The 22,950-nt window shown below is 44.9% G+C and carries 21 protein-coding genes; 14 read left to right on the top strand and 7 right to left on the bottom strand.

What is annotated here, in order from left to right; all coding sequences use genetic code 11:
* The first annotated feature begins 7 nt into the window (after positions 1-7).
* The 10 genes from dusA to KO501_RS00060 all read left to right on the top strand — a co-directional run bounded on the left by dusA (position 8) and on the right by KO501_RS00060 (position 9,481).
* Positions 8-1,024 carry a tRNA dihydrouridine(20/20a) synthase DusA gene (gene dusA, locus KO501_RS00105; protein ID WP_216027612.1) on the top strand — a complete coding sequence of 339 codons (1,017 nt, stop codon included), beginning with the start codon at positions 8-10 and terminating at the stop codon, positions 1,022-1,024.
* Positions 1,025-1,246: 222 nt separating this feature from the next.
* Complete coding sequence (locus KO501_RS00100; protein WP_216027611.1) at positions 1,247-1,531, top strand: hypothetical protein; 285 nt, start codon at positions 1,247-1,249, stop codon at positions 1,529-1,531.
* A gap of 354 nt (positions 1,532-1,885) precedes the next feature.
* A complete protein-coding gene (gene pspA / locus KO501_RS00095) occupies positions 1,886-2,557 on the top strand; it encodes a phage shock protein PspA (RefSeq protein WP_216027610.1) in 672 nt (223 codons plus the stop codon).
* Positions 2,558-2,611: 54 nt separating this feature from the next.
* On the top strand, positions 2,612-2,818 hold the full coding sequence (locus KO501_RS00090; RefSeq protein ID WP_216027609.1) for a PspC domain-containing protein: 207 nt from the start codon (positions 2,612-2,614) through the stop codon (positions 2,816-2,818).
* Entirely contained in the window at positions 2,815-3,147 is a 333-nt protein-coding gene (locus KO501_RS00085) for a hypothetical protein (RefSeq protein WP_216027608.1), read from the top strand. Before KO501_RS00090 ends, KO501_RS00085 begins: the two co-directional genes overlap by 4 nt.
* Before the next feature lie 114 nt (positions 3,148-3,261).
* Positions 3,262-4,254 carry a DUF2333 family protein gene (locus KO501_RS00080; RefSeq protein ID WP_216027684.1) on the top strand — a complete coding sequence of 331 codons (993 nt, stop codon included), beginning with the start codon at positions 3,262-3,264 and terminating at the stop codon, positions 4,252-4,254.
* Positions 4,255-4,257: 3 nt separating this feature from the next.
* Positions 4,258-5,031 (top strand): TIGR04219 family outer membrane beta-barrel protein, encoded by a 774-nt coding sequence (locus KO501_RS00075; protein WP_216027607.1) that lies wholly within the window; start codon positions 4,258-4,260, stop codon positions 5,029-5,031.
* Positions 5,032-5,206: 175 nt separating this feature from the next.
* Entirely contained in the window at positions 5,207-7,024 is a 1,818-nt protein-coding gene (locus KO501_RS00070) for an assimilatory sulfite reductase (NADPH) flavoprotein subunit (protein WP_216027606.1), read from the top strand.
* Positions 7,024-8,742: an assimilatory sulfite reductase (NADPH) hemoprotein subunit gene (gene cysI, locus KO501_RS00065; RefSeq protein ID WP_216027605.1), complete on the top strand. Its 1,719-nt coding sequence runs from the start codon at positions 7,024-7,026 to the stop codon at positions 8,740-8,742. Before KO501_RS00070 ends, cysI begins: the two co-directional genes overlap by 1 nt.
* Positions 8,735-9,481 carry a phosphoadenylyl-sulfate reductase gene (locus KO501_RS00060; RefSeq protein ID WP_216027604.1) on the top strand — a complete coding sequence of 249 codons (747 nt, stop codon included), beginning with the start codon at positions 8,735-8,737 and terminating at the stop codon, positions 9,479-9,481. Before cysI ends, KO501_RS00060 begins: the two co-directional genes overlap by 8 nt.
* Here the strand turns inward: KO501_RS00060 and KO501_RS00055 are convergent.
* Positions 9,478-10,410, bottom strand: a complete 933-nt coding sequence (locus KO501_RS00055) for a TIGR03899 family protein (RefSeq protein ID WP_216027603.1) — start codon at positions 10,408-10,410, stop codon at positions 9,478-9,480. The two genes, KO501_RS00060 and KO501_RS00055, sit on opposite strands and share 4 nt — an antisense overlap.
* Before the next feature lie 135 nt (positions 10,411-10,545).
* On the opposite strand from KO501_RS00055, the gene KO501_RS00050 reads away from it, so the two are divergent.
* Positions 10,546-12,783: an EAL domain-containing protein gene (locus tag KO501_RS00050; RefSeq protein ID WP_216027602.1), complete on the top strand. Its 2,238-nt coding sequence runs from the start codon at positions 10,546-10,548 to the stop codon at positions 12,781-12,783.
* A 3-nt stretch (positions 12,784-12,786) separates the two neighbouring features.
* On the opposite strand, the gene KO501_RS00045 is transcribed toward KO501_RS00050, so the two are convergent.
* On the bottom strand, positions 12,787-13,386 hold the full coding sequence (locus tag KO501_RS00045; protein WP_216027601.1) for a uracil-DNA glycosylase family protein: 600 nt from the start codon (positions 13,384-13,386) through the stop codon (positions 12,787-12,789).
* Positions 13,387-13,500: 114 nt separating this feature from the next.
* Here KO501_RS00045 and KO501_RS00040 point away from each other — a divergent pair, with 114 nt between their 5' ends.
* Positions 13,501-13,812, top strand: coding sequence for a pyridine nucleotide transhydrogenase (locus KO501_RS00040; RefSeq protein ID WP_216027600.1), 312 nt, complete (start codon positions 13,501-13,503; stop codon positions 13,810-13,812).
* 45 nt (positions 13,813-13,857) lie between these two features.
* On the opposite strand, the gene sthA is transcribed toward KO501_RS00040, so the two are convergent.
* From sthA to KO501_RS00025, 3 genes are all read right to left on the bottom strand, one after another.
* Complete coding sequence (gene sthA / locus KO501_RS00035) at positions 13,858-15,279, bottom strand: Si-specific NAD(P)(+) transhydrogenase (protein WP_216027599.1); 1,422 nt, start codon at positions 15,277-15,279, stop codon at positions 13,858-13,860.
* A 144-nt stretch (positions 15,280-15,423) separates the two neighbouring features.
* On the bottom strand, positions 15,424-17,259 hold the full coding sequence (locus KO501_RS00030; protein WP_216027598.1) for a HAMP domain-containing sensor histidine kinase: 1,836 nt from the start codon (positions 17,257-17,259) through the stop codon (positions 15,424-15,426).
* 122 nt (positions 17,260-17,381) lie between these two features.
* Entirely contained in the window at positions 17,382-18,509 is a 1,128-nt protein-coding gene (locus KO501_RS00025) for a fatty acid desaturase (RefSeq protein WP_216027597.1), read from the bottom strand.
* 242 nt (positions 18,510-18,751) lie between these two features.
* Here KO501_RS00025 and fabR point away from each other — a divergent pair, with 242 nt between their 5' ends.
* Positions 18,752-19,366 carry an HTH-type transcriptional repressor FabR gene (gene fabR / locus KO501_RS00020; protein WP_216027596.1) on the top strand — a complete coding sequence of 205 codons (615 nt, stop codon included), beginning with the start codon at positions 18,752-18,754 and terminating at the stop codon, positions 19,364-19,366.
* Between the two features lie 74 nt (positions 19,367-19,440).
* Here the strand turns inward: fabR and trmA are convergent, their stop codons facing one another.
* Complete coding sequence (gene trmA, locus KO501_RS00015; protein ID WP_216027595.1) at positions 19,441-20,541, bottom strand: tRNA (uridine(54)-C5)-methyltransferase TrmA; 1,101 nt, start codon at positions 20,539-20,541, stop codon at positions 19,441-19,443.
* 144 nt (positions 20,542-20,685) lie between these two features.
* Between trmA and KO501_RS00010 the strand changes: the two genes are divergently transcribed.
* Positions 20,686-22,035: a DUF5610 domain-containing protein gene (locus KO501_RS00010; RefSeq protein WP_216027594.1), complete on the top strand. Its 1,350-nt coding sequence runs from the start codon at positions 20,686-20,688 to the stop codon at positions 22,033-22,035.
* A 110-nt stretch (positions 22,036-22,145) separates the two neighbouring features.
* Here KO501_RS00010 and KO501_RS00005 read toward each other — a convergent pair whose 3' ends face one another.
* A complete protein-coding gene (locus tag KO501_RS00005) occupies positions 22,146-22,619 on the bottom strand; it encodes an RNA-binding protein (RefSeq protein ID WP_216027593.1) in 474 nt (157 codons plus the stop codon).
* Between the last annotated feature and the right edge of the window lie 331 nt (positions 22,620-22,950).

Below are 22,950 nucleotides of genomic sequence, written 5' to 3'. Positions count from 1 at the left end.
ATTTGTTATGCCTATCACGTCGATGAACCGCAAGCTCTCAGTCGCCCCTATGCTCGATTGGACTGACAAGCACTGTCGTTATTTTCTTCGACAACTTTCTACTCATACCCTCTTGTACACTGAAATGGTGACAACCGGGGCTTTGATCTATGGGAAAGGGGACTACCTAGCTTTTAACGAGCAGGAACATCCGGTGGCCCTTCAACTTGGCGGTTGTGATCCATCTGATATGGCGCGGTGTGCCGAGATGGCCCAGCAAAGAGGCTATGACGAAGTTAACATCAACGTAGGATGTCCATCAGATCGAGTGAAAAATGGCGCGTTTGGCGCTTGCTTGATGGCTCAGCCTGAAGTGGTAGCGCACTGCGTAAAAGAAATGCAAAAAGTCGTGGATATTCCGGTTACGGTAAAATGCCGCATTGGTATCGACGATATGGATGAGTATGCAGACTTTGCCCGTTTTATTGATGTGGTGGCAGAAGCGGGATGCGATACCTTTATCGTACATGCAAGGAAAGCCTGGTTACAGGGCTTAAGCCCAAAAGAAAACAGAGAAATTCCACCGTTAAATTATCCGCGGGTATATCAACTTAAGCAGTCTCATCCCGAGCTATCTATCGCGATAAACGGAGGCATCAAAACCCTCACTGAAGCCCACGAGCATCTTAAACATGTGGATGGTGTGATGATTGGCCGAGAAGCCTATTCAAACCCCTATTTGTTAGCGCAGGTAGACAGCGACCTGTTTGGTTATGATGTGACTGCACCAACACGCTTTGAACTGGTTCACACTATGCAGGCCTATATTGAGCGGCAAACTGATGAGTGGTTTAAACCCTGGCATGTGGCACGCCACATGTTAGGTTTATTTCAAGGTCAGCCTGGGGGGCGCATTTGGCGTCGTTATCTTAGCCAGAAGGGAACGGGAAAAACCCCCGATCCTGCCCTGTTACTCAATGCGCTTAGTGAAGTTGAAGCCGCACAAAAAAACAGTAAAGACTATCAAGAAAGTAAGCTTGGTTAATTTAACCACAGCTGATGGTTAAATAGACTAAAAAATAGCTCTGCTTGATTTTTGCACACAGGCTTGTCCCATTGGAATTTTTAATTAATCCATATTAATCAATATTTTACGAAAATTTAACGGGTTGGCATAAAGCTAGCAATCCCTTAGGTAACTTATCTTCATCGACGTTGAAGATACCAAATACACCAAATTGTTATTTCGTTACTTAAGGGAATTATTATGAACACCACCAAATCATTATTATCTGGCGTTATCCTTTCTACTGCCTTGCTAGGCGCCAATGCAATGGCCCAAGAAAATGCCATTGAGTCGTTTCTAAGCCACGTAGTTACAAATGCGGTTTCCATGGCCGGTAACGAAATACAGGCAGATGTTCGTCAATCAATTGCAAACATGACCTATAGCTTTAGTTTAGAGGGTGACAGTAACACCGGTACGGTTAGTGTTACCGAGTTGAGTGACACCGAATCTGTCTCTCGCAATACGCCAACGACAGAAGACTAGATTGGGGCGCTTGTACCACCCGTCTCATTCATATTGGCACGTTGTAAATCAACAATCATAGGCATTCAGGTTAACTGAGTGCCTATTTTTTTGTGTTTTATTGGGTGTTGGTGGAGCGGGGCTTAGATGCAGTGCACTTCCATTATCAGCGTGTTTTATATTGGTGGTCAAATTGACCATATTTTCTGGTTAAAAAGACTAAAGCAAAATGGCTGTGGCGTTATTATTTTTACTTTTGAAACGAGAATTTTCTATTTGTTATTGATAATAAAGGGTTTTCTTTGTTTGGCATGAACCTTGATTGTATTGAGAGTAGTTTGATGAAATTAACACAATGTACTAAAGGGGTAAGAAATGGGAATGTTTTCACGAATGTCAGATATTGTTCAGTCTAATATTAATGCCATGTTGGATAAGGCGGAAGACCCGGAAAAAGTCATTCGTTTGATTATCCAGGAAATGGAAGAAACATTAGTAGAAATGCGCTCGGAAGCTGCCAAGTATCTTGCTGAAGACAAGCACTTGGAACGGCAACAGCATAAGTTTCAAACCATGATGGATGGCTGGCAAGCTAAGGCAGAGCTTGCCTTAGATAAAGGTAAAGAGGAATTGGCGCGAGGGGCACTGGTGCAAAAAAACAGTTTTGCGTCGCAGTTAAGTGACATTGAAACGCAAAAAGCCCAGGTCAGTGAAATGTTGGACAAGGTGCAATCAGATACCGGTAGATTACGAGAAAAGCTAGCCGAAGCACGATTAAAGCAAAAACAGTTGGTGTCGAGAAAACACAATGCTCACATAAGGCTTAAAGCGCGCGAGGTTACGCACAGCGACCATGCTGCCCATGCGATGGCAAGGTTTGAAAGCTACGAACAACGTGTTGAGTATCTAGAGGCTCAGGTCGATGCCTATGATATGACACAAGGGGAAGGTCATTCCCACTCGTTAGAGGCTCAGTTTAAAGCCTTAGAAACCGATGATGCCATTGAGCAAGAATTGGCCGCGTTGAAAAAGAAACGAGCAGCCTAAACTATCTTTAGGTGCGCTTAGATACAAGCGCGCCTACATTAAAAGGAGTGATTTATGACTTTACCAGAATCGAACAACAAGATTCATCGAGACGTGGAAAACGGCATGATAAGTGGTGTATGTGCGGGCGTGGCGAACTATTTTTCTATAGACGCCGTATGGATTAGAGCTGCCGCGATCTTTGGTCTTATATTTCTTTCTATACCGGTGCTGCTAGCTTATGTGATTGCTGTTGTGCTGTTGCCAAGGCGTATAATATGAAGAACTTTTTATTAGCGATTCTTATTGCCACATTGGTGGTCTATGGCTTGGGGGGCGCATTGCAAGATTGGTTTGGGATGCACCTAATGATGGGGGATGATATGTTGTCGCCATTAGAAAACTTGGCGGTGTTTTCTGCGGTGAGTATCGTGTTTGTACTGATTGGCTTTGTGGTGGCACTTAGTGTATTTGGCACTATTGCCATAGCGGTTTTGGCCTCGGTTGCAGCCTTAGTGGTAGTCGGTTTAAGTGCCCTATGGCCGGTGGTATTGGTGGTATTAGCAATGTGGATTTATCGGCAAGGTCAACGGGCGGCTCACACCTCTTAATGGCTATTTAACGCGAAAATAGCCAGATAGGGTGCTAATATGCAGTGAACATCGATATAAAATAAGTGGGAACCCCCCGTTTTTCGTTATTGAGAAGGAAAACTAACGTTGAGCATCAAACAGTATTTAAATACTAAATCTATCGGCGGCACGGTACTTGTCCTATTGCTTATCTTCTGGCTAATTGGCGTTTACTGGAGTTTTGAACCGGATACCTTCGATGTGAGACAAGCCGTGTCCGAACAGGCACAAAGTCAAACATACGCAGATGTTCCCGGCTACACGGTAACCTCAACACTGATTATCGTGACAGAAAAGATGCTTGATAAACCCGGTGGGTACCTGTCCAACGACGTAACCCCTCCAGGATTGTTCCTTGATAATATGCCCGCGTGGGAATTTGGCGCGTTGGAAATGATTCGGGATTTGTCATTGGCAATGCGCAAAGATTTTAGTCGCTCTCAATCCCAGTCTATCGAAAATCAGAATTTGATGAAGGCCCAGCCTGAATTTAATGTAAATAGCCGCAGTTGGGCATTACCGTCCGCCGAATCGGCCTATCGAAACGGGCTGCGTAATTTAATTCAGTACCGTAATGAATTGGTGGACCCCACACTGGGCGACAGTCAATTTTATACCCGGGCGGATAATTTACGGGACTGGTTAAAGCAGGTAGAAAAACGCTTAGGCAGTTATTCACAACGTTTAAGCGCCAGTGTGGATTCCGCTCGAATGAATACAGATTTGGCCGGTGATAATAAGGCAAAGCAATCCACGCCTGTTGCCTCAGAACGGGTACTTAAAACAAGCTGGTGGAAGCTGGATGACAACTTTTATGAGGCAAGAGGGGCGACTTGGGCCTTGCTGCATTTCTTAAAAGCTGTTGAAATTGAGTTTGCCGATATTCTCGAAGACAAAAACGCATTGGTTAGTCTTCGTCAGATCATTCGGGAATTAGAATCGACCCAAAAGACGGTTTGGAGTCCGATGATCCTGAATGGCGATGGTTTTGGCATGTTGGCCAACCACTCTTTAGTGATGGCTAACTATATTTCTCGTGCTAATGCAGCACTAATCGAACTGAGTGAACTTCTCAATCAAGGATAATACATGAATAAGTGCATTATGGCGGTAACGGCAGTTGCTGCTTTATCTGCATCACCGGCGATGGCCGATACATTGGCCGGTCTCTATGTTGGCGCACAAGCCTGGGGCACCAACACATCCGGTGGTTTTGCAGACAATAGTACTTTCTCTAACGGCAGTACAATGGCCGACTTCAATTTTGATAGTCAGGCAAACACCGCATTTTATGCGGCGCTTGAGCATCCTCTTCCTTTTATTCCCAACGTAAAATTAAATATCACCTCCCTAGACAGCGACGGTGTTACTAATCTTCAGTCTTCCTATACCTTCGATGGTGATGTGTATTCGGCAAATAGCGACATTTACACAGAAACCGAATTACAAACCACCGACATCATTTTGTATTACGAAGTGTTTGACAACGATTTGCTAAGTTTAGATCTTGGTATCAATGGAAAATACGTGGATGGCACCATGTATGTGTTAGATTCAGACAGCAGCACCCAAGGTGAGCAGTCTTTTTCTGGGATTGTGCCCATGGCCTATTCACGTATTCAAGTTGGCTTGCCATTTACAGGGCTAGGTGCCTACGCAGAGGGTAGTTATCTTTCTTTTGATGATCATAAATTCAGTGACTATCAGGTTGCACTAACCTATTCATTTATTGAAAGCCTCGCGGTAGATATGAACATTCAGGCTGGTTACCGTAGTGTGGATCTTGATATCGATGATCTTGACGGCGTTACCGCTGATATGTCTTTTCATGGTCCCTTTGCCGGATTAGAAATTCATTTCTAACTTCCTCGCCTGGTAGATTCATGCCTACCAGGCGCTGTTTTCCCTCCTGTTTATCACTTTAAAGCCGCCAAAAATGTTTTTTAGAAACTTTAGAGCATAAAAAAGTGTGATTAATTCTTTTCGCTTATAGGAAAAAGCCGTTAGCCTTTACCCAACTCAACAAGGCAAATGTGTTATGTCAGCGAAATCTAATCAAAATCAAGCGCCCGGTGCGGTGCTAAACGACAATCAATGGAATGCGATTACGCAAGCCATTGCAGGCTTAAATCGTGATCAACTCACCTGGGTGAGTGGTTATGCAGCAGGACTGGCCGCAGGTCAGTCTGGCGGCGTGGCGCCCGTTGCTGGCGTACAAGATAATGGTGGCTCAGCAACCTTAACCATATTAGTTGGTTCTCAAACGGGCAATGCTAAAGGGCTTGCTCAGCAGTTCCAAGCGCAAGCAGAACAAGCCGGCTACACCAGCAAGCTTGTGAGTATGAGCGACTACAAGCCTCGTCAAATAAAAAATGAAACCCATGTGGTGATTTTTGTCAGCACGCATGGTGAAGGGGATGCGCCCGATGATGCGGTAGAACTCCATGAGTTTCTTGCCAGCAAAAAAGCACCAAAGTTAGCCGGCCTAAAATATGCGGTATTGGGTTTAGGCGACAGCAGCTACGAATTTTTCTGTCAAACGGGGAAAGATTTTGACGAACGCCTCACAAAGTTAGGGGCAAAACCCATTGTCGAACGACAAGATTGCGACGTGGATTATGACGACGTAGCGGCCACTTGGACAACCCGAGTTGTGGATGCCCTTAAAGAGGACTTTGCATCTTCTGGTTCTCAACCAAGCGTTGCGGTGCAAACGGGCAGCACGGTGGTCAGTGGCGGTGCGACTTATTCGAAAAAAGCGCCTTACGCAGCCACCTTGCTAACATCACAAAAAATTACCGGTCGAGATTCAATCAAAGACATCCGTCATATTGAAATTAGCCTTGAAGAGTCCGGCATAACTTATCAACCGGGTGATGCGTTAGGCGTGTGGTTCAAAAACACGCCCGCCCTTGTGAATGAACTGGTTGAATTGGTTGGGTTAACGGGCAGTGAACAAGTAAAACTCGCCGATGGAGAGTATTCGCTTTCGGAAGCGCTTGGGTCAAAACTGGAGTTAACCTTAAGCTACCCTACGTTTGTGAAAGCCTATCAGGCAGCAACGGGATCTGACGCTTTAGCAGGCTTGTTAGCCGAACCGGCACAATTGCGCACCTATTTAGCTGAACGACAGATCATTGATATTGTGAAAGAGCACCCCGCGAGTATTTCAGCACAGGCACTGGTTGATGCATTACGGCCTCTTACACCGCGATTGTATTCCATCGCATCTAGTCAGGCAGAAGTTGAAGATGAAGTGCATCTAACCGTTGCCCATGTGGATTACGAAGCTTTTGGGCAACGCCACCAAGGCGGCGCATCTAGTTATCTGTGTGAAAGACTGGAAGAAGGCGAAGAAATCGAGGTTTATATCGAGAAAAACGATAACTTCCGCTTACCTGAGAGTGCGGACACTCCAGTGATTATGGTTGGACCGGGTACCGGTATTGCGCCTTTTAGAGCGTTTATGCAAGAGCGTGATGCACAAGGCGCAGAGGGCAAGAACTGGTTGTTCTTCGGTAACCCGCATTTTACCCAAGATTTTTTGTATCAGGTGGAATGGCAAGGGTATGTGAAATCCGGTTTGCTGGATAACATCACGCTGGCGTTTTCTCGAGATCAAAAAGAGAAAGTCTATGTGCAACATCGCTTATTAGAAAATGGTAAAGGCATTTTTGATTGGCTCGAGTCCGGTGCCCATTTTTATGTGTGTGGTGATGCCACCCATATGGCAAAAGATGTAGAAGCCGCTTTATTGTCAATTATTCAAGAACATGGTGGAAAATCGGAAGACGATGCTAAGGCGTATCTTGTCGCCATGCGCAAAGCCAAACGTTATCAGAAGGATGTCTATTAATGAGTCAAGAAAAGTCTCCCTATATCGTTGAAGGCAAGCTGGCTGACAACGAACGCTTAAAAGGCGAAAGTCGTAATTTGCGCGGCACCATTGAACAAGATCTGAAAGATGATCTCACCGGTGGTTTTACCGCAGATAATTTTCAGCTTATTCGTTTCCACGGTATGTATCAGCAAGATGACCGGGATATTCGGGCGGAACGGACTAAGCAAAAGCTAGAGCCATTACATAATGTGATGCTTCGTGCCCGTTTACCGGGTGGGATCATAACGCCAGAGCAATGGTTGGTTATTGATAAATTTGCTGAAGAACAAACCATGTACGGCAGTATTCGTCTTACTACTCGTCAAACCTTTCAGTTTCATGGTGTCTTAAAGCCGCATATTAAAACTATGCACCAGACCCTTAACAGCACGGGTATCGATTCCATTGCTACCGCGGGTGACGTAAACCGAAATGTTTTGTGTACCTCTAACCCCATTGAGTCTGAGTTACATGTGGAGGCTTACGAATGGGCGAAGAAAATCAGTGAGCATTTGCTGCCTAAAACCCGTGCCTATGCGGAAATATGGTTAGACGGCGAGAAGGTAGAAACAACGGAAAAGCCGGTGGAGCCTATTTTAGGGGATAATTATCTTCCCCGGAAATTTAAAACTACCGTAGTTATACCGCCGCAAAACGACGTGGATGTGCATGCCAATGATCTTAACTTTGTAGCCATTGCTGAAAACGGCAAACTTATTGGCTTTAACGTGCTTGTGGGCGGCGGCCTTGCCATGACTCATGGTGATAAATCGACTTATCCTCGTAAAGCCACCGACTTTGGTTATATTTCGTTGCAAGACACGTTAGCGGTAGCCGAAGCCGTAGTCACTACCCAGCGCGATTGGGGAAATCGGGTTAATCGTAAAAATGCCAAAACCAAATATACCCTTGAACGCGTTGGGGTCGATAATTTTAAAGCAGAGGTGGAAAAGCGAGCAGGCATCACCTTTGCGGATAGTCGTCCTTATGCTTTCACCAGCCGAGGCGATCGTTTTGGCTGGGCAGAAGGTATTGATGGCAAATACCACCTTACCCTGTTTATCGAAAATGGTCGGATCCTAGACTTTCCTGGTAAGCCTTTAAAAACGGGTTGTCGGGAAATTGCCCAAATTCACCAAGGTGATTTTAGGTTAACAGCCAATCAAAATCTCATTATTGCTGGCGTTAGTGCAGAGCAAAAGCCGTTGATTGAAAAGTTAGCCCGTGAACATGGTTTGTTGGATAACACCACGTCTAATCAGATGCTAGATTCAATGGCCTGTGTCTCTTTACCAACCTGTCCTTTGGCGATGGCGGAAGCCGAACGGTATCTGCCCGAAGCGGTAGGGCGGATGGAATCTGTATTGGCCAAACATGGGTTAGCTGACGACAGTATTATCTTTCGTATTACCGGTTGTCCTAATGGCTGCGGCCGAGCAATGCTGGCCGAAATCGGTTTAGTAGGAAAGGGACCAGGTAAATATAACCTGCATATTGGTGGTAACCGAGAAGGTACGCGGATCCCCAAAATGTATCAGGAAAACATCAGTGAAGATGACATTTTCGCCGAGCTAGATACCCTTGTGGGACGCTGGGCGAAAGAGCGAAACGAAAACGAAGCCTTTGGCGATTATGTAGTACGCGCAGGGGTTGTTGCTCCGGTAATTGACTCAGCAAGAGATTTCTATGACTGATACGCTACTTCATAAGCCGGTTCCTCTTATTTCTAGTGTAAGCGCGGAAGAACTGGCCGCGCTCAATGAGGATCTGGAAAAAATGTCGGCTGCCCAGCGTATTCGCTGGGCCCTTAACATGTTGCCCGGTAATGCGATGGTGTCATCCAGTTTTGGTGCCCAATCTGCGGTGATGTTGCATTTAATGACCCAGGCGCAACCAGATATTCCGGTGGTATTAACGGATACCGGATATTTATTTCCCGAAACCTACACGTTTGTTGATTTGCTAACGGAAAAGTTGAAACTTAACTTAAAGGTTTACCGGGCGCCTATCACGGCTGCTTGGCAAGAGGCCCGTTTTGGACGTTTATGGGAGAAGGGCGTAGAGGGAATTGAGCAATACAACCGCATGAATAAAGTGGAACCGATGCAACGTGCACTGAAAGAGTTGCATGCGGGGATTTGGTTCGCTGGCTTGCGTCGAAGCCAATCTGATAGCCGGGAAAAATTACCCGTACTGCAGAAAGTGGGAGACCAATTTAAAATGTATCCCATCATAGATTGGACGAACAAAGACTTACATTATTACCTTAAAGAGAATGATCTACCTTACCACCCTCTGTGGGAAGAAGGGTACGTTTCTATTGGTGACTGGCATACCACTCGTTCGTTACAGGAAGGGATGAACGAGCAAGATACCCGCTTCTTCGGTTTAAAAAGAGAGTGTGGTCTGCATGAGTTTGGTGATGGCATCTAGTGCGGATCGTGATCGATGATAAAGCTGGTTCCCAGACGTTGGGATAGGGCGTGTAAATACGGTCCGGCGTCTGAGGTCTGGCGATTGATCAGCTTCGCCAATTCAGCCCCCACCGAAGTGAATTTATAATACACCAGTGCCAGCCCTGGACGGGTAGGTGTTAAATTAAAATTATGGGAGCCACAACGCCACTTTACCCCTTGCCCTTGGGTTAACTCACCGCTTTCAATTTCACTGCCAAAAATTAGCTTCATATCCGTTAGAGCCAGGATATCCGGATAGCTTAATCCAAAGGATGCTAAGTTAAGTGGTTCAGGTTGGCGCTGGGCGAGAAAAGACCAAAAGCTGGGACGTTGATGTACACCTACTAATATACGGGGCACCGTATCACCTAATCGACGACTAGATAGCCCCACCGCTCGGGCAAATAGTTTGGCATCTCGTTGGGTTAGTACCTTTAAGGTTTCTAAACTACGTAACGAAAATGCGCCGGGTTGGCTAATTTCCACCGCCAGTATTTGCCCCCATAAAGACTGCATTGCTGGAGAGTGAATATTTTCTGCCAGTTGCGTAAAAGCAAAAAACCAGTCGGGGTCGACATGTTCTGTGCTGCTATGGGTCAAGCTAACGGATAAGGCTACTTCCATGACCGCTTGTAGATTTTTAATGCGCTGTAACGCTTGAATGTCGCGCCGACGATCGATTTCTTTGCGACGGGCCGCGCTATCAGGTAGGGGAACATTTGCTCTAACCCCCACTTGGGCAAAGAGGCTTTGAATGCGCGCTGCGTTTTGGGCAGCTGATTGAGAGGCGGTTTTATTGGTGCTATTCGACTCCGATCCGACTTTTTTTTCTGTTTTATTGCTTTTTACGCGCTCTGAACTAGGGTGATGAATACTGGGCGTCGTATGGGTGTCGGAAATCTTCATTGGTTACCTCAAAGTTGTGCCTGTCGTAGTGTATACAGATAACGGATACAAAAGCGATAAGAGTGAGTGATAAACTTGCAAATATGGGACTAGCGAGTACGATTAAATCAGGCAGTATTAAAGGATCAAACTACCATGTCATCGGCAGACTATGAAAATGACGAGCTTATCTTTCAGGAAGAGGATCCTCATCCAGAGGTAAAGCCTGTCAGCCATAAAGTATGGAATGTACTAATCGCTGATGATGATGAAGAAATTCATACCGTAACTCGGCTTGCATTGTCCGATGTGACCTTCGCCGACAGAAGACTCAACTTTCTTCATGCTTACAGCGGCGAGCAAGCATGTGCTTTGCTTAAAGAACACGGCCGTGATATCGCGATTATTCTGCTAGATGTGGTAATGGAAACTGACGATGCTGGCTTGATGGTTGTGGAATACCTTCGGGATAAGCTAGATCTCCACGAACCACGGATCATCCTTCGTACTGGACAGCCCGGCTACGCGCCAGAAGAAGACGTGATACGTAACTATGACATTAACGATTACAAGACCAAAACCGAGTTAACCCGAGGTAAGTTACTCACCACGGTGTTAGCATCTATACGTTCCTATCAACAAATTTTAACCATCAGCCAAAGTCGCCTCGGTTTACAAAAAATTATTACCTCTGCATCAAATTTGCTTGAAGAGCATTCGGTGAAGGGGTTTTGCGAAGGTATCGTAACGCAAATCAGCTCGTTACTTGGTTTAGAGGCCGAAGGGGTGGTTTGCGCAAGAGCCGGTTCGGTGCTTGATAGAGATGATAACGGTGTATATGTGCTAGGCGCCGCAGGCCATTTTGCGTCATACATCAACCAGCCCGTAGAGACCATCGATAATGGCGGTATCGTAGAAAACATCAATCGTAGTTTGCGAATAAAGCGCCATATAGTCGAAGACGGTATAACGGTACTTTATTTAAATAGTTCCGGTTTTGAAGCTGCGGTATATATCAATATGGATAAGGAATTAAGCCGTGTTGACCGCCAATTGCTAGAGGTGTTCTTATCCAGCATATCGGTTGGTTATGAAAACGTGAATCTGTTCCACGAGTTAAGAACGGCAGCGTTTAGAGACTGGCTAACTCGTCTGCCGAACCGCAATGAGTTTATTAACATGCTGGATCGTCCGTCTGTGCGTGAAGATCCATCCTTATGTGTTGCTGTGGTCGATATTAATCACTTCTCCGATATCAATGATGGTTTAGGGCAGGAAGCCGGCAACGCGCTATTGCGGGCGGTGGCAAAGCGCCTTGATTCAAATTATCCAGAAATCGTACGAAAAAGCCGTATCGGCGGCGATGTGTTCGGGCTCATTGGACCGGAAATGCTGGTTAACGCTCAGTCAATCAATGCGGTGTTCGCAACCAGTTTTAAAGCGGGAGATCATACTTTACCTGTGAGTGTGACCATTGGTCTTTACAAAATGGGCGCAGAACAAAGTGTTGGTATGGACATTCTTAAGCGAACCAATATCGCGTTAAATCGCGCTAAGAAAAACATCAGCGATAATTTCGAAGTGTATCAGCCAGAATTTGAAAAAAGAACAACACGACAATTAGCCATGATCCGTCGTTTGCGTGCTGATTTTCATGCAAGAAAGCTCCAGCTATGGTTTCAACCTCAAGTGGATTTAGTCAGTGAGAACGTCATTGGCGTGGAAGGACTGCTACGGTGGCCAGATGGCGATGGCGGTTATATTTCGCCAGCGGAATTTGTGCCGTTAGCCGAGTATTCTGGGCTGATCGTAGATATTGGTGAATGGGTGCTTGAGGAGTCCTGTCATCGTATCAAACAGCTGGATGAATTAGGTTACTCACAGGTTCGAGTGGCGGTGAATGTGTCTATACCTCAGTTTAGAGATCGACACTTCGTTGACAAGGTTAAACGAGCCCTTAGTGACAAACAGTGTGCCCCCCAACGCTTGGAGTTAGAAATCACTGAAAGTGTGGTGATGGATGAGCCGCAAATTGTCATCGACGCCTTAACGACCCTTAAAGAGCACGGCGTAGCCATTGCTATTGATGACTTTGGCACAGGCTTTTCATCAATGAGCTATTTGCAAAAACTACCGCTAGACCGATTAAAAGTTGACCGTTCTTTTGTGAAAGATATTCGCGCCGGTGATGAGGCCATCATTGCTGAGACCATTGTGACACTTGGAAATAAATTGGGGCTGATAACCATTGCGGAAGGGGTTGAAAAACGAGAACAAGCCAGCTTTATGATCAAGTTAGGCTGTGATGAAGCCCAAGGCTTTCTGTTTGCCAAGCCAATGCCTTTTGAAGACCTATTACACTACCTTGAAAGTAAGCAACAGCACGTCGATTGACGACTAAGACTGCTCGAAGATTACCCTCGCCACTGTTTCCTTTACCTCTGGCAACACACGTTCTTCAAACCAAGGGTGTTGTGCCAACCATCGATTGTTTCTACCCGACGGGTGGGGGAGTACTAGCGTATTAACCCCACGAACCGTTTTATTTTGGGCGTTAACAGCCTGAGTTAAGGTTTTGAATTGGGGGAGGTAATATTGCTGAGCATACCTGCCAACTAGGATCATAAGCTGGGGGCGTATAAAATTTAACAGCGCGTTATGCCATGCAGGGGCGCATTCCTTTCTTGGCGGTGCATCAGCTCCGTTCTTATAGCCAGGAAAGCAAAACCCCATAGGAATAATCGCCAATAGGCTGTCGTTGTAAAAAGACGAAGCATCCAGTCCCAACCATTGCCGTAGTCTTGTTCCACTTGCATCATCCCAAGGGGTAGAGCTTTCGTGAGCTTTTAACCCCGGAGCTTGCCCAATTAGGGTGATGGCAGCATGGGGTGAAGCACTTAATACTGGATTAGGCGGGTAAGGGAGGGCATGCTGACAAATCTGACAGTGTTTGATTTTAGAGAGAAGGCTTGAAAAGCACCGTTGGGAGTCTGACATTTATCTCCTTTGTTGTAATAATACTGTAACACAGGTGTGATCTAAATTTGACCAAACTGCTTATCTACAGTATGCTTATTTATACAGTATCCAATGTAGCACAGGAGTAATCACATGCGTAAAACATTAGTTGGCTTGGCGCTGTTAATGTCATTTGGTATTGCGCATGCGGAGTCTGATAAAAATCAGCTGTTCGATTGTATGGATGCAAAGACTTTCGAATTGAATAACCAATGTATGACTGACAGGATCTCCAGCAACATTCGTTACCGCGAAGCACAACACCAAGTGGTAGAACAAGCCAGTGACAACACCGGCGAATATGCCATCGCCACAATGACATTTCATCCCGAAAAGATGCAAATAGACATTGTTGCACACAAAGATGCCCTTCAGGCAAGCAACAGTCTTGCTATGAATCGCTAATATCTACTATTTTAAAAAGCCGGTCATATGACCGGCTTTTTTATTTTAAAAAATCCTATTTAACCCATTTAATGCCGCAACCCGATAGGCTTCAGCCATCGTCGGGTAGTTGAACGTGGTGTTAACGAAATAATCGATGGTATTGCCACCGTCTTTTTGTTGCATAATCGCTTGTCCGATATGTACGATTTCTGATGCACGCTCACCAAAGCAATGGATACCTAAGACTTCTTTTGTTTCACGATGAAACAAGATCTTTAAACTGCCAACGGTCGTGGACGCTATTTGTGCACGGGCAAGATGTTTAAATTGTGCTCGGCCCACTTCATACGGTATCTTTTGTGCTGTCAGTTCTTGCTCTGTCTTACCCACAGAGCTGATCTCGGGAATGGTATAAATCCCTGTGGGAATGTCTTCCACTAAACCTGAATTGGCTTTCCCCGTGCACATGGCTTCCGCTGCAGCGCGGCCTTGATTGTAGGCAGCAGACGCTAAACTGGGGTAACCAATGACATCTCCGACGGCAAATACATTGTCTACCTCGGTACGGTAGTTCTCATCCACTCGTACCTGACCTCTTGAATCTGCTTTTAGACCTATTGCATCAAGGTTGAGCATATCGGTGTTACCGGTTCTGCCATTAGCAAACAATAGGCAGTCTGCTCGCATCCGTTTGCCGGATTCTAAATTCATGATGACAGAATCTTCTCGCCCTTCAACGGAGGTATAACTTTCCATGTGACGAATCACCACACCATTGTTCCATAAGTGGTAACTAAGGGCGTCAGAGATTTCGGTATCAAGGAAGGACAGCAAGCGCTCGCGCATATTAACAAGGTCAACTTTAACGCCCATTCCTCTGAAAATACTGGCATATTCAGAGCCAATAACACCGGCACCATAGATAATGATGTTTTGGGGTTCATGTTTTAAAGACAAAATGGTGTCGGAGTTGTAAATACGGGGGTGAGAAAAATCGATATCTTTAGGGCAGTATGGTCGCGAGCCTGTGGCTAACGCTATTTGTTTGGCGGTAATTTGTTCCGCTGACCCATCTGCATGGACAATCTTCACGGTATTGGCATCAATGAAACTGGCCTCACCATGAATGAGTGTCACTCTGTTTCTATCGTAAAAGGATGCCCGTAATTTAGATTGACTGCGTATTACACCACTGGCGTGACGCATTACCTCAGCAAATGTGACGTGTCTGTTTACCTGGTTTTCCGAAAACAGTGGCGTTTGGTTATATTCAATTAGCCGGCTCACCGAATGACGCAGTGCTTTTGAAGGGATGGTTCCCCAATGTGTACACCCTCCGCCTACGGCCTCATAGCGTTCAATTACCGCGACTTTTTGCCCTGCCTTAGCGAGTTGCATTGCAACGCCTTCTCCGCCGGGCCCCGTGCCAATAACAATGGCATCATACTGATAAGATGGTTTTGATTTAGTAGCTTTAGTGGTCATAGTTTTCAGTGCTCAGCGAATGGTGAAACCTGATGGGTAGCAAAAAAGCGATGTATTCACTTTTAGATCTAGTGTTTCAAAGTCTAGCAATATTTTGATTGGAAAGACAAAAAATCATTGTCCTGTCAATTTGTAAGGCTTTTTCTAGGCGTGACGAAAAGGGATCGTAATGGTCAGTTGATTACCGTGATTTTGGGTCGAGTCGACTTTTATGTCCCCGTCCAATAATACCGTAACCCAGTGACGCGCAATGTATAGACCAATGCCAAATGTGTGGGTTTTGATACTGTCTTTATGAAAAGGTTTAAATAACGCTGCATTTATTCTCTCGAAACATCTATCGCCATCATCTTGTACGCAAATAATAAGATTGTTGTTCAACGTTTTCGCCGAGATATCGATGTAGCCATCGGTGGATTTTTCAAAGTCATGGCGTATTAATGCGTTAAGCAGAAGCTCGAAAAGCTGTGAATACAGTAATGGATAATTATGCAGAATGATGGACTCTGGAATATTTTCTCGTAGCCCAATGCCCCGTGATCGTGCGAGGGGGGCAAGAGTTGCAATAAGATCAACCATAATACTCTTTAGGGAAAAGTTCTCTACATGTTGCTTTTCAAGATTACTGGCTAAGTGACCTAAACGCGTCGAGGTACTATTAATTTGTTGAAAGCAGTATCGGAGAAGTCCATGATTTGCGTGCCAATCTATCGGAGGCGCAGTTGTCTGCCTATCGGGCTGACTGGTACTTAGCGCTAATAAGTTGATGTTTTCTTCCATCTGAGACAGTTGATATTGCATTTCATTTAGGCAAGTACCGACTTCTTTATTTATGGCAACAAAAAAAGATAACACGCGGTGGTTCATTTTTAATTGCACAGGATCTTGTTGTTTAAGATCATCGTCCATGAGTGCGAGAAAAGAGTCTTTTTCTTTTGCTAACTCTGCATTCAAAGCGGTAAGCGCTATTTGCTGCTGAATATGATGCCGAAGCAAAGTCCCCACCATACAAAAAACAAGAAATGCGGTAATGATGCTAGGTAACAAAGACTGGTTAATAATGTAACTGCGATAGTAATCCGGTGTCCGCGTAATAATCGTGTAAGGTTGCATGGAATGGGTGTGCTTCATTCTTAAGTTAAGCTTGGTCGCACTATAGATTGCACCGTCTTCAGCAATGAACAGCGATGTCGCATTCTGTGAAAATAGCTTCTTTTTAAGTATGGGAATGTCTGTTAGAGGGGCTTTTAATTGTCTGTTGAGATTTGCGCCCCATTGTTTCGATGGATCAGGGTGAATGAGCCATTGTGTCTCACCCGATGCCAGTAAGAGATCGGTATGGGTTTTCTCAAACAGTTGAAGTTGTTTTAATAATCCGCCTAAATCAAAGTTGAGGATCAGCAAACCTTCACCTAACGGGTGGGAGGGAAATGCGTGAATGACGGTTCGAATAGTCGGTTGATATGGACGAACGATTTCACCATTTTCGATATTAAGATCGATAGGAGACAAGGTGATGATACCTTGAGGCGATGCTATAGCCTCCTGATAATAGTATCTATCGGCCTTATTTTGTAATTTTGATGGCGGCACAATTTGTGACGAGGTAGACAGAAAATTAACCCGAATTTTTTCTTGTCCATCGATAGAGAGCCAACGGATTTGCGACAAGTTGTTTAATGACCGGCCGGTGGATAAAAATACCTGAGAGGGGTTCTCTATGCCACGGGATGTAAGGTTGTGAATAAGTGTATCGTTGGTAATTCTAGCGATATTGGTCATATCACCCATGGCTTGGCTGAAAGCCGAATTCACATTAGAAATAACCGTAGCGTGTTCATTGGCTAATTCACGCATGTAGGTATTGTATTGCCACTGATAAACCATCAGACCGGCGAGTGCGCTCAGCGCAAAATTGATGAGAAACAACCATAAAAGCTTTGGCAGATTGATAGACCGGTATTTTTGAATAAAATGCATGGATGGAAAGGTTCTCAGGCCATAATAAAAAAACAGTTACCCTATTTCTTATACTTTAGTTTTGCGTAATTCGCTATTTTTAAACAAAAAAAACGTCACTAATTGTGACGTTTTTTTATAAGCTAACTAAATTGTGGTGAAAGAGATTGTAGACGAAGCCACTTTTCCTTTTGCAGCGCTAAGGCATTTTTCAATTCTTTATAGTGGAAGTCGATTTCCAGTCTTTCTACGCTTCTTTTCAAACTACGCTTTCTCACATTCATGAGGCGCTTCTTCGCTGCATAATAGGCCGACATTTTCTGCATGAGCAATTCGTATTCGTGCTGTACTTTGCTCAGCAGTTCGTCCGCATTAGGTTGAGTTGATAACCGAGCGCTCGCTTTTTGCAGTTGCATGGCGGCACGGGCTTTCTCAATACGTTCTTCAGGAACGCGACGTAAATTATGGGCTAAGCCGGTAAAAGACAAGCCTCGTATTAACCACTTTGTGGGATCAAATTGCCACCAGTGAATGCCGTTTCGATAGTCGTATTCAAAAATATGGTGATAGTTATGATAGCCTTCACCAAAGGTAAAGAAGGCGAGGATTCCGTTATCACGGGCGGAATTTTTATCGGTGAAAGGCTGGCTTCCCCAAAAATGTGCCAAGGAATTGATAAAAAAGGTGACATGATGGACCAGGAACAATCGAAATACGCCGGCCACAAGCATCATGCTTAAAATATCACCGTTGATCCAACCAAGTAGCCCTGTGATACCAAAATTGGCGACCAATACGATGGGCAGATAGTATTTGTGTTGCCACATGACAACCGGATCTTTTTGTAAATCTCTGCAATTGCTGTAATCGGCGTAACGATGGGTTTGATATTCTCTCAACATCCAACCTATATGCGCAAACCAGAGCCCTTTTTTTGCCGAGTAAGGGTCTTTGTCGTTGTCATCAACATGCCGGTGGTGAATCCGGTGATCCGAGGCCCAATGCAAGATACTATTTTGCAGTGCCATGGCACCGCCGATGGCTAAAATAACCCGCACCACGATATTCGCATCATAAGTTTTATGAGACCACAGTCGATGGTAACCGGCAGTAATAGACATACCTGTAAAGTAAAACAGAATAACAGCAACAACCACTTCTGAGGTTTCAAAACCCATGGTTACGGCCCATAGAGGCACGGCAAGAAGTGCAATGGCTCCGGTAATAATGAAGACCAGGATATTGGTCAAAATAAGTGGTGGTTTTTTCATGATAACAACTCGGCTTACAACTGTACGCTAATTTAGCGGTTTCATGGACCGCAAGCAAGGAAAAAAGGTGAATTTGCATATAAAGTGTAGTGTAAAACCTAGGCAATTGCCCGTTTTGTTGCCTAAGAGCAAGGCGACTGTTTGTTTTTATTCGTGATTTAACGACAGAATTCCCCCTTGTTTTCATAATCGGGTAAACTGTGCATCACATGTCGTACATAGCTGGAAGTCAGGAGTCGAAGATGAGTCGACAGGAGCAGAAGTTAAAGACCCGCCAAAATATCATCGACGCGGCGTTTGGGTTGCTCGACGAACAACGCAGTTTGTCTGCGATTAGTCTGCGAGAAGTTTCTCGGGCAGCGGGCATTGCACCGACTTCTTTTTATCGGCATTTTAAAGACATGGATGAGTTAGGGCTAACGTTGGTTGATGAAGCTGGCTTGGCATTAAGGCAATTAATGCGTCAGGCGCGCAGACGCATAGCTTCTGGTGGTGGCGTTATCGATACATCCGTCGATACTTTTATGGAGTTTATTACTGCAAATTCTAACGTATTTCGTTTGCTGTTGCGTGAGCACACAGGAACGTCGGCGGCGTATCGTTTAGCGGTGTTACGAGAAATCCAACATTTTATTGAAGAATTGTCAGACTACATCGTTGAGAGTCAGGACGTGGAACATCAGTCTGCCAGTTTACAAGCAGAGGCCATGGTGCGGTTAGTTTTTAGTGCAGGCGCCGAAGCGCTGGAAGTGGATGTTGCTCTACGCGAAGATATTGGTGCTCGAGTGAAGGCACAGCTTAGATTCGTACAATTGGGGGCAAAAATATATCGGCCCCAAGCTAATAGTGTAAGTTAGATCGCCATCTCTGACGCAACTTGTCTTTGCTGTAACCTTAATCGCTTAAAATAGAACGGCCGCAAAAAGGCCGCTTACTCGATGCGCTTAAGCAAAATTCCTACTTCCATATGATGGGTGAACGGAAACTGATCAAACAAAGCGCAAGCCGTCACCTTATGGGTTTGGGTCAGTGTTGCGAGATTGTCCACTAAGGTTTCTGGATTACAGGAAATATAAACAATTTCTGGGTAATCCTGAATCATGGCGAGAGAGTCGGCATCGAGGCCCGCTCGAGGAGGGTCAACTAACACGGTTGAAAATTGGTAGTCGTTCAAATTAATGCCATTTAAACGAGAAAATTGCCGGCCAGTTTTTAGCGCTTCGGTAAACTCCTCAGCCGAAAGCCGCACTATTTCAACATTTTCAATGTGGTTCTCAGCAATGTTATATTGAGCCGCAGTCACTGAAGGCTTTGCGATTTCTGTTCCAATGACACGACGAAACTGGCTGGCCATCGGCACAGAGAAATTTCCTGCACCGCAATACAGTTCTAATAAATCTGTGTTTGAAGACTGGCATACGTTCATTGCCCACTCAATCATTTTGCAATTTATACGGGCATTAGGTTGAGTGAAACTGTTTTCCACATGCTTAAATAAGTAAGTACGATCATTAACCGGTAATTGTTCGATAATGAAATCATTACCAATAATGATTTTTTGTTTGCGGGCACGTCCAATGATACTGACGTTAGGGAATAAGCCTAGTAGGGTTTCTCGGGCTTTTTCTGCTTGTTGCTGCCAAGCCTCATCCAGTTGGCGGTGGTAGAGTAAACTCACTACTATTTCCCCTGATAGTCCACTGAGATAATCTACTTGAAACAGCTTTCTTCTGAGGATGTCGCACGGTTTTAACAGATCCAGCAAAGCCTCCATCATATTATTGATAGTCGAGCAGGCTGGCGGGAAGTGGTCTACCCGGTACTTTTCCTTGGTTTCGCTATTGAACATGATGTGGTAGAGATCGTCACCGTCGTGCCACACTCTAAACTCAGCCCGCATTCGATACCCATGCTCTTCGGAAGGAAATACCGCCAGTTCCTGATCGCTAAAAGGCGCGAGTAGTTCACCCAAGCGTTGTTCCTTTTCTTTAAGTTGTGCCGTGTATGCAAGGCTGTATTTAGGCGCTGTCATGTCAATTCATCTTCAAATGGCTTACCGGGCTGCGCATTGTAGTGCCTTTCATATATTGTGCAATCATAGAACATGATTCGTATTAAAATTAAACAATTTCCATGTGCTGCCGATAACCTGTGAGAGGTTAGTGAGGACAAAATTATGAATGTAAGTGATATTAAGGCTTTTGTCAGTGAACAAAAACCAGTGGTATCCGATAAGCAGGTTTCGGAAGACCCAAATAGCGCATTAAAAAAACAGCTTCAACAAGATGGGCTACGCCAAGCCGCTGAGTTTCAGCAGCAAGTGGCTACTGTTAATGTTAAAAGCTCCCAAACCACCATTGGCTTGAAGGTTTATAGTTCTTCTATGGAGCAACAGGTAACAGTTGCTGGCCAAAAAGGTAAGTTCGATAAAACGGACGACACCGGCAAAGATAACCCCGCTTCATTGTTTGATTTTGAAGAAGTTGCACGTAATGTGATGCGTTTTGTCGGTGGCGTGATCCAAGGGGCAGCCGATAGCGGTGCCGATACGGATACGTTGTCTTCTTTGTTTTCCCAGGCAAGAGATGGAGTGGCTAAGGGGATCGCCATGGCTGAGCGTGATCTTGGTAACATGATAAACGATGAGATAACAACGGGCATTAGTAGCAGCCGGGATCTTATAGAAGAGCGCCTCGGCCAGTTAGAATCGAATCTGCTTGGCAACACGCCAGCGACGGAGGTGTTGCAACAGGTAGTGGGAAGCCCGGTTGCCAGTGGCAGTGAATCCTCTTCAGCAGGCCTTTTGATTAGAACAAAAGACGGTGATGAGTTGCAGTTGCGGTTTGAAAGCGTAAATGCATTCCAGACAAGCCAGCAACAGATGCAAAGACAGAGTGCGGGTCAAGACGGTATTACTTCTGATAATGCTAACGATTCCTCAACCATTAGTCAGCAATACGCCCATTTTGAACGTCAAGGAATACACTTTTCGCTACAAGGAGAACTCGATGAAGATGAACTTACCGCCATTGCAGGTTTGGTGGGTTCGGTTTCCGATTTAGCGGATACGTTTTTTGCCGGCGACATCGACCAAGCATTTAATGATGCCTTGGCGCTCGGTTACGACGATCAGGAGTTGGCGGGGTATGCGCTACAGCTGAATCGTGTGCAACAATCTGAGGTGGTGAAGACCTATGGGGAGATCCAGCACTTTAAAGAAGGATCGGAAAGTGCCAATCATGGCGATGAGGCGCGACCCATTGCACAGTATTTAGATAAAATGTTGAATGTATTTGATAACGCCCGTCAGCAATTAGGGTCTGGAGAGGATTTCAATACCTTAATTAATGGCATTATTAATGAAATGGAAGAAGTTCAGGTGCCAGATCTTATTTCAGCCATCAATCGTTTTCATGGGTTCAATCAAACATTATTAAGTGCCATTCCTGGTGAACAGCAACGTACCCAGCCTATTGAGCCAGGTAGCAGCACACAAAGCAACGAACCCACAGTTGATGATGCCTAATAGGAACGAGTAGGGAAGCAGGTTAAATAAGGGCAGGGTAGATCAAAAGAAATAGAGGATAGCGTTCCCCCATGCGATAAACGCAAGGGGGAACGATTAATGAGAACTGACTACTCTGCATCTCCTTTTTCACGAGCGGCCCGGACTTTCAGGGTTCTTTCCAAAAATACTTTATCGTTTAACTCCAGTATCGCCGAATCCACATCTTCAGTTACTACTTCTATGAAGCCATAACCTTTGCGTTTTCCGGTACGACGATCTTTCATTAAACGAACACTTTGTACATTGATGAAATCCTTAAAGTAATCCTTTACTGCATCTTCATTCGCTTTGTAAGGAAGATTCCCTACATATAATGTGGCCGTTTCCTCGGTTGCTTTCGAAGCAGTCTGTGTTTTAACAGACGCTGGCGAAGACGAACTAAGAAAAGAAGCGAGCCACGGAGTAACGATGCCGCTAAGTAATAAAGAAACTGCAACGGTAACAGGAAGACTCGCTTCTACACTTGCGGAAGAAAAAACGATGTAACCTGCGATTGCAAAAACCGCGCTAATAATTGCGCATTGAATAAAGCCTACTTTCATAAACCTACCTTAATTATTTTAGTGAAGAGTTGGAGGCTGCTCATAGTTTACTCATTTGTAACAAATTGAACAATGTAAAGGTGAAATAGTAGACTAAAGAAGCAAAAATAATCTGGAATTGTAGGAAAACTAACCGCTTGATACGTTTTTCACTTTAAATCGCTAAAAACTGCAAATTAAGGGTTGACGTAAAACCTGTTAAGCGTACAATGCGCACCACTTCGACGGGGAACGTCAAACGGGTCACGAAGAAGTTGTTGTAGCAGCTAACGTAAGTAATTGTTATGACAGTTTTCAAGAAAACAGCTTAAGAAATTAAATTTCAAAAAGA

Origin of the sequence: Alteromonas sp. C1M14, assembly GCF_018860965.1 — a bacterium.
GTDB lineage: Bacteria > Pseudomonadota > Gammaproteobacteria > Enterobacterales > Alteromonadaceae > Alteromonas.
The sequence above is the reverse complement of the archived record's forward strand: the minus strand, read 5'-3'. Positions and strand labels throughout refer to the sequence as shown.

Excerpts from the sequence above, each read along its gene's own strand:
- KO501_RS00085 (WP_216027608.1), top strand. The coding sequence starts at position 2,815 with ATGAAGAACTTTTTATTAGCGATTCTTATTGCCACATTGGTGGTCTAT.
- fabR (WP_216027596.1), top strand. The coding sequence starts at position 18,752 with ATGAGTCGACAGGAGCAGAAGTTAAAGACCCGCCAAAATATCATCGAC.
- sthA (WP_216027599.1), bottom strand. The coding sequence starts at position 15,279 with ATGACCACTAAAGCTACTAAATCAAAACCATCTTATCAGTATGATGCC.
- trmA (WP_216027595.1), bottom strand. The coding sequence starts at position 20,541 with ATGACAGCGCCTAAATACAGCCTTGCATACACGGCACAACTTAAAGAA.
- KO501_RS00055 (WP_216027603.1), bottom strand. The coding sequence starts at position 10,410 with ATGAAGATTTCCGACACCCATACGACGCCCAGTATTCATCACCCTAGT.
- KO501_RS00050 (WP_216027602.1), top strand. The coding sequence starts at position 10,546 with ATGTCATCGGCAGACTATGAAAATGACGAGCTTATCTTTCAGGAAGAG.
- KO501_RS00030 (WP_216027598.1), bottom strand. The coding sequence starts at position 17,259 with ATGCATTTTATTCAAAAATACCGGTCTATCAATCTGCCAAAGCTTTTA.
- KO501_RS00075 (WP_216027607.1), top strand. The coding sequence starts at position 4,258 with ATGAATAAGTGCATTATGGCGGTAACGGCAGTTGCTGCTTTATCTGCA.
- KO501_RS00025 (WP_216027597.1), bottom strand. The coding sequence starts at position 18,509 with ATGAAAAAACCACCACTTATTTTGACCAATATCCTGGTCTTCATTATT.
- KO501_RS00060 (WP_216027604.1), top strand. The coding sequence starts at position 8,735 with ATGACTGATACGCTACTTCATAAGCCGGTTCCTCTTATTTCTAGTGTA.
- pspA (WP_216027610.1), top strand. The coding sequence starts at position 1,886 with ATGGGAATGTTTTCACGAATGTCAGATATTGTTCAGTCTAATATTAAT.
- dusA (WP_216027612.1), top strand. The coding sequence starts at position 8 with ATGCCTATCACGTCGATGAACCGCAAGCTCTCAGTCGCCCCTATGCTC.
- cysI (WP_216027605.1), top strand. The coding sequence starts at position 7,024 with ATGAGTCAAGAAAAGTCTCCCTATATCGTTGAAGGCAAGCTGGCTGAC.
- KO501_RS00005 (WP_216027593.1), bottom strand. The coding sequence starts at position 22,619 with ATGAAAGTAGGCTTTATTCAATGCGCAATTATTAGCGCGGTTTTTGCA.
- KO501_RS00090 (WP_216027609.1), top strand. The coding sequence starts at position 2,612 with ATGACTTTACCAGAATCGAACAACAAGATTCATCGAGACGTGGAAAAC.
- KO501_RS00070 (WP_216027606.1), top strand. The coding sequence starts at position 5,207 with ATGTCAGCGAAATCTAATCAAAATCAAGCGCCCGGTGCGGTGCTAAAC.
- KO501_RS00100 (WP_216027611.1), top strand. The coding sequence starts at position 1,247 with ATGAACACCACCAAATCATTATTATCTGGCGTTATCCTTTCTACTGCC.
- KO501_RS00045 (WP_216027601.1), bottom strand. The coding sequence starts at position 13,386 with ATGTCAGACTCCCAACGGTGCTTTTCAAGCCTTCTCTCTAAAATCAAA.
- KO501_RS00040 (WP_216027600.1), top strand. The coding sequence starts at position 13,501 with ATGCGTAAAACATTAGTTGGCTTGGCGCTGTTAATGTCATTTGGTATT.
- KO501_RS00010 (WP_216027594.1), top strand. The coding sequence starts at position 20,686 with ATGAATGTAAGTGATATTAAGGCTTTTGTCAGTGAACAAAAACCAGTG.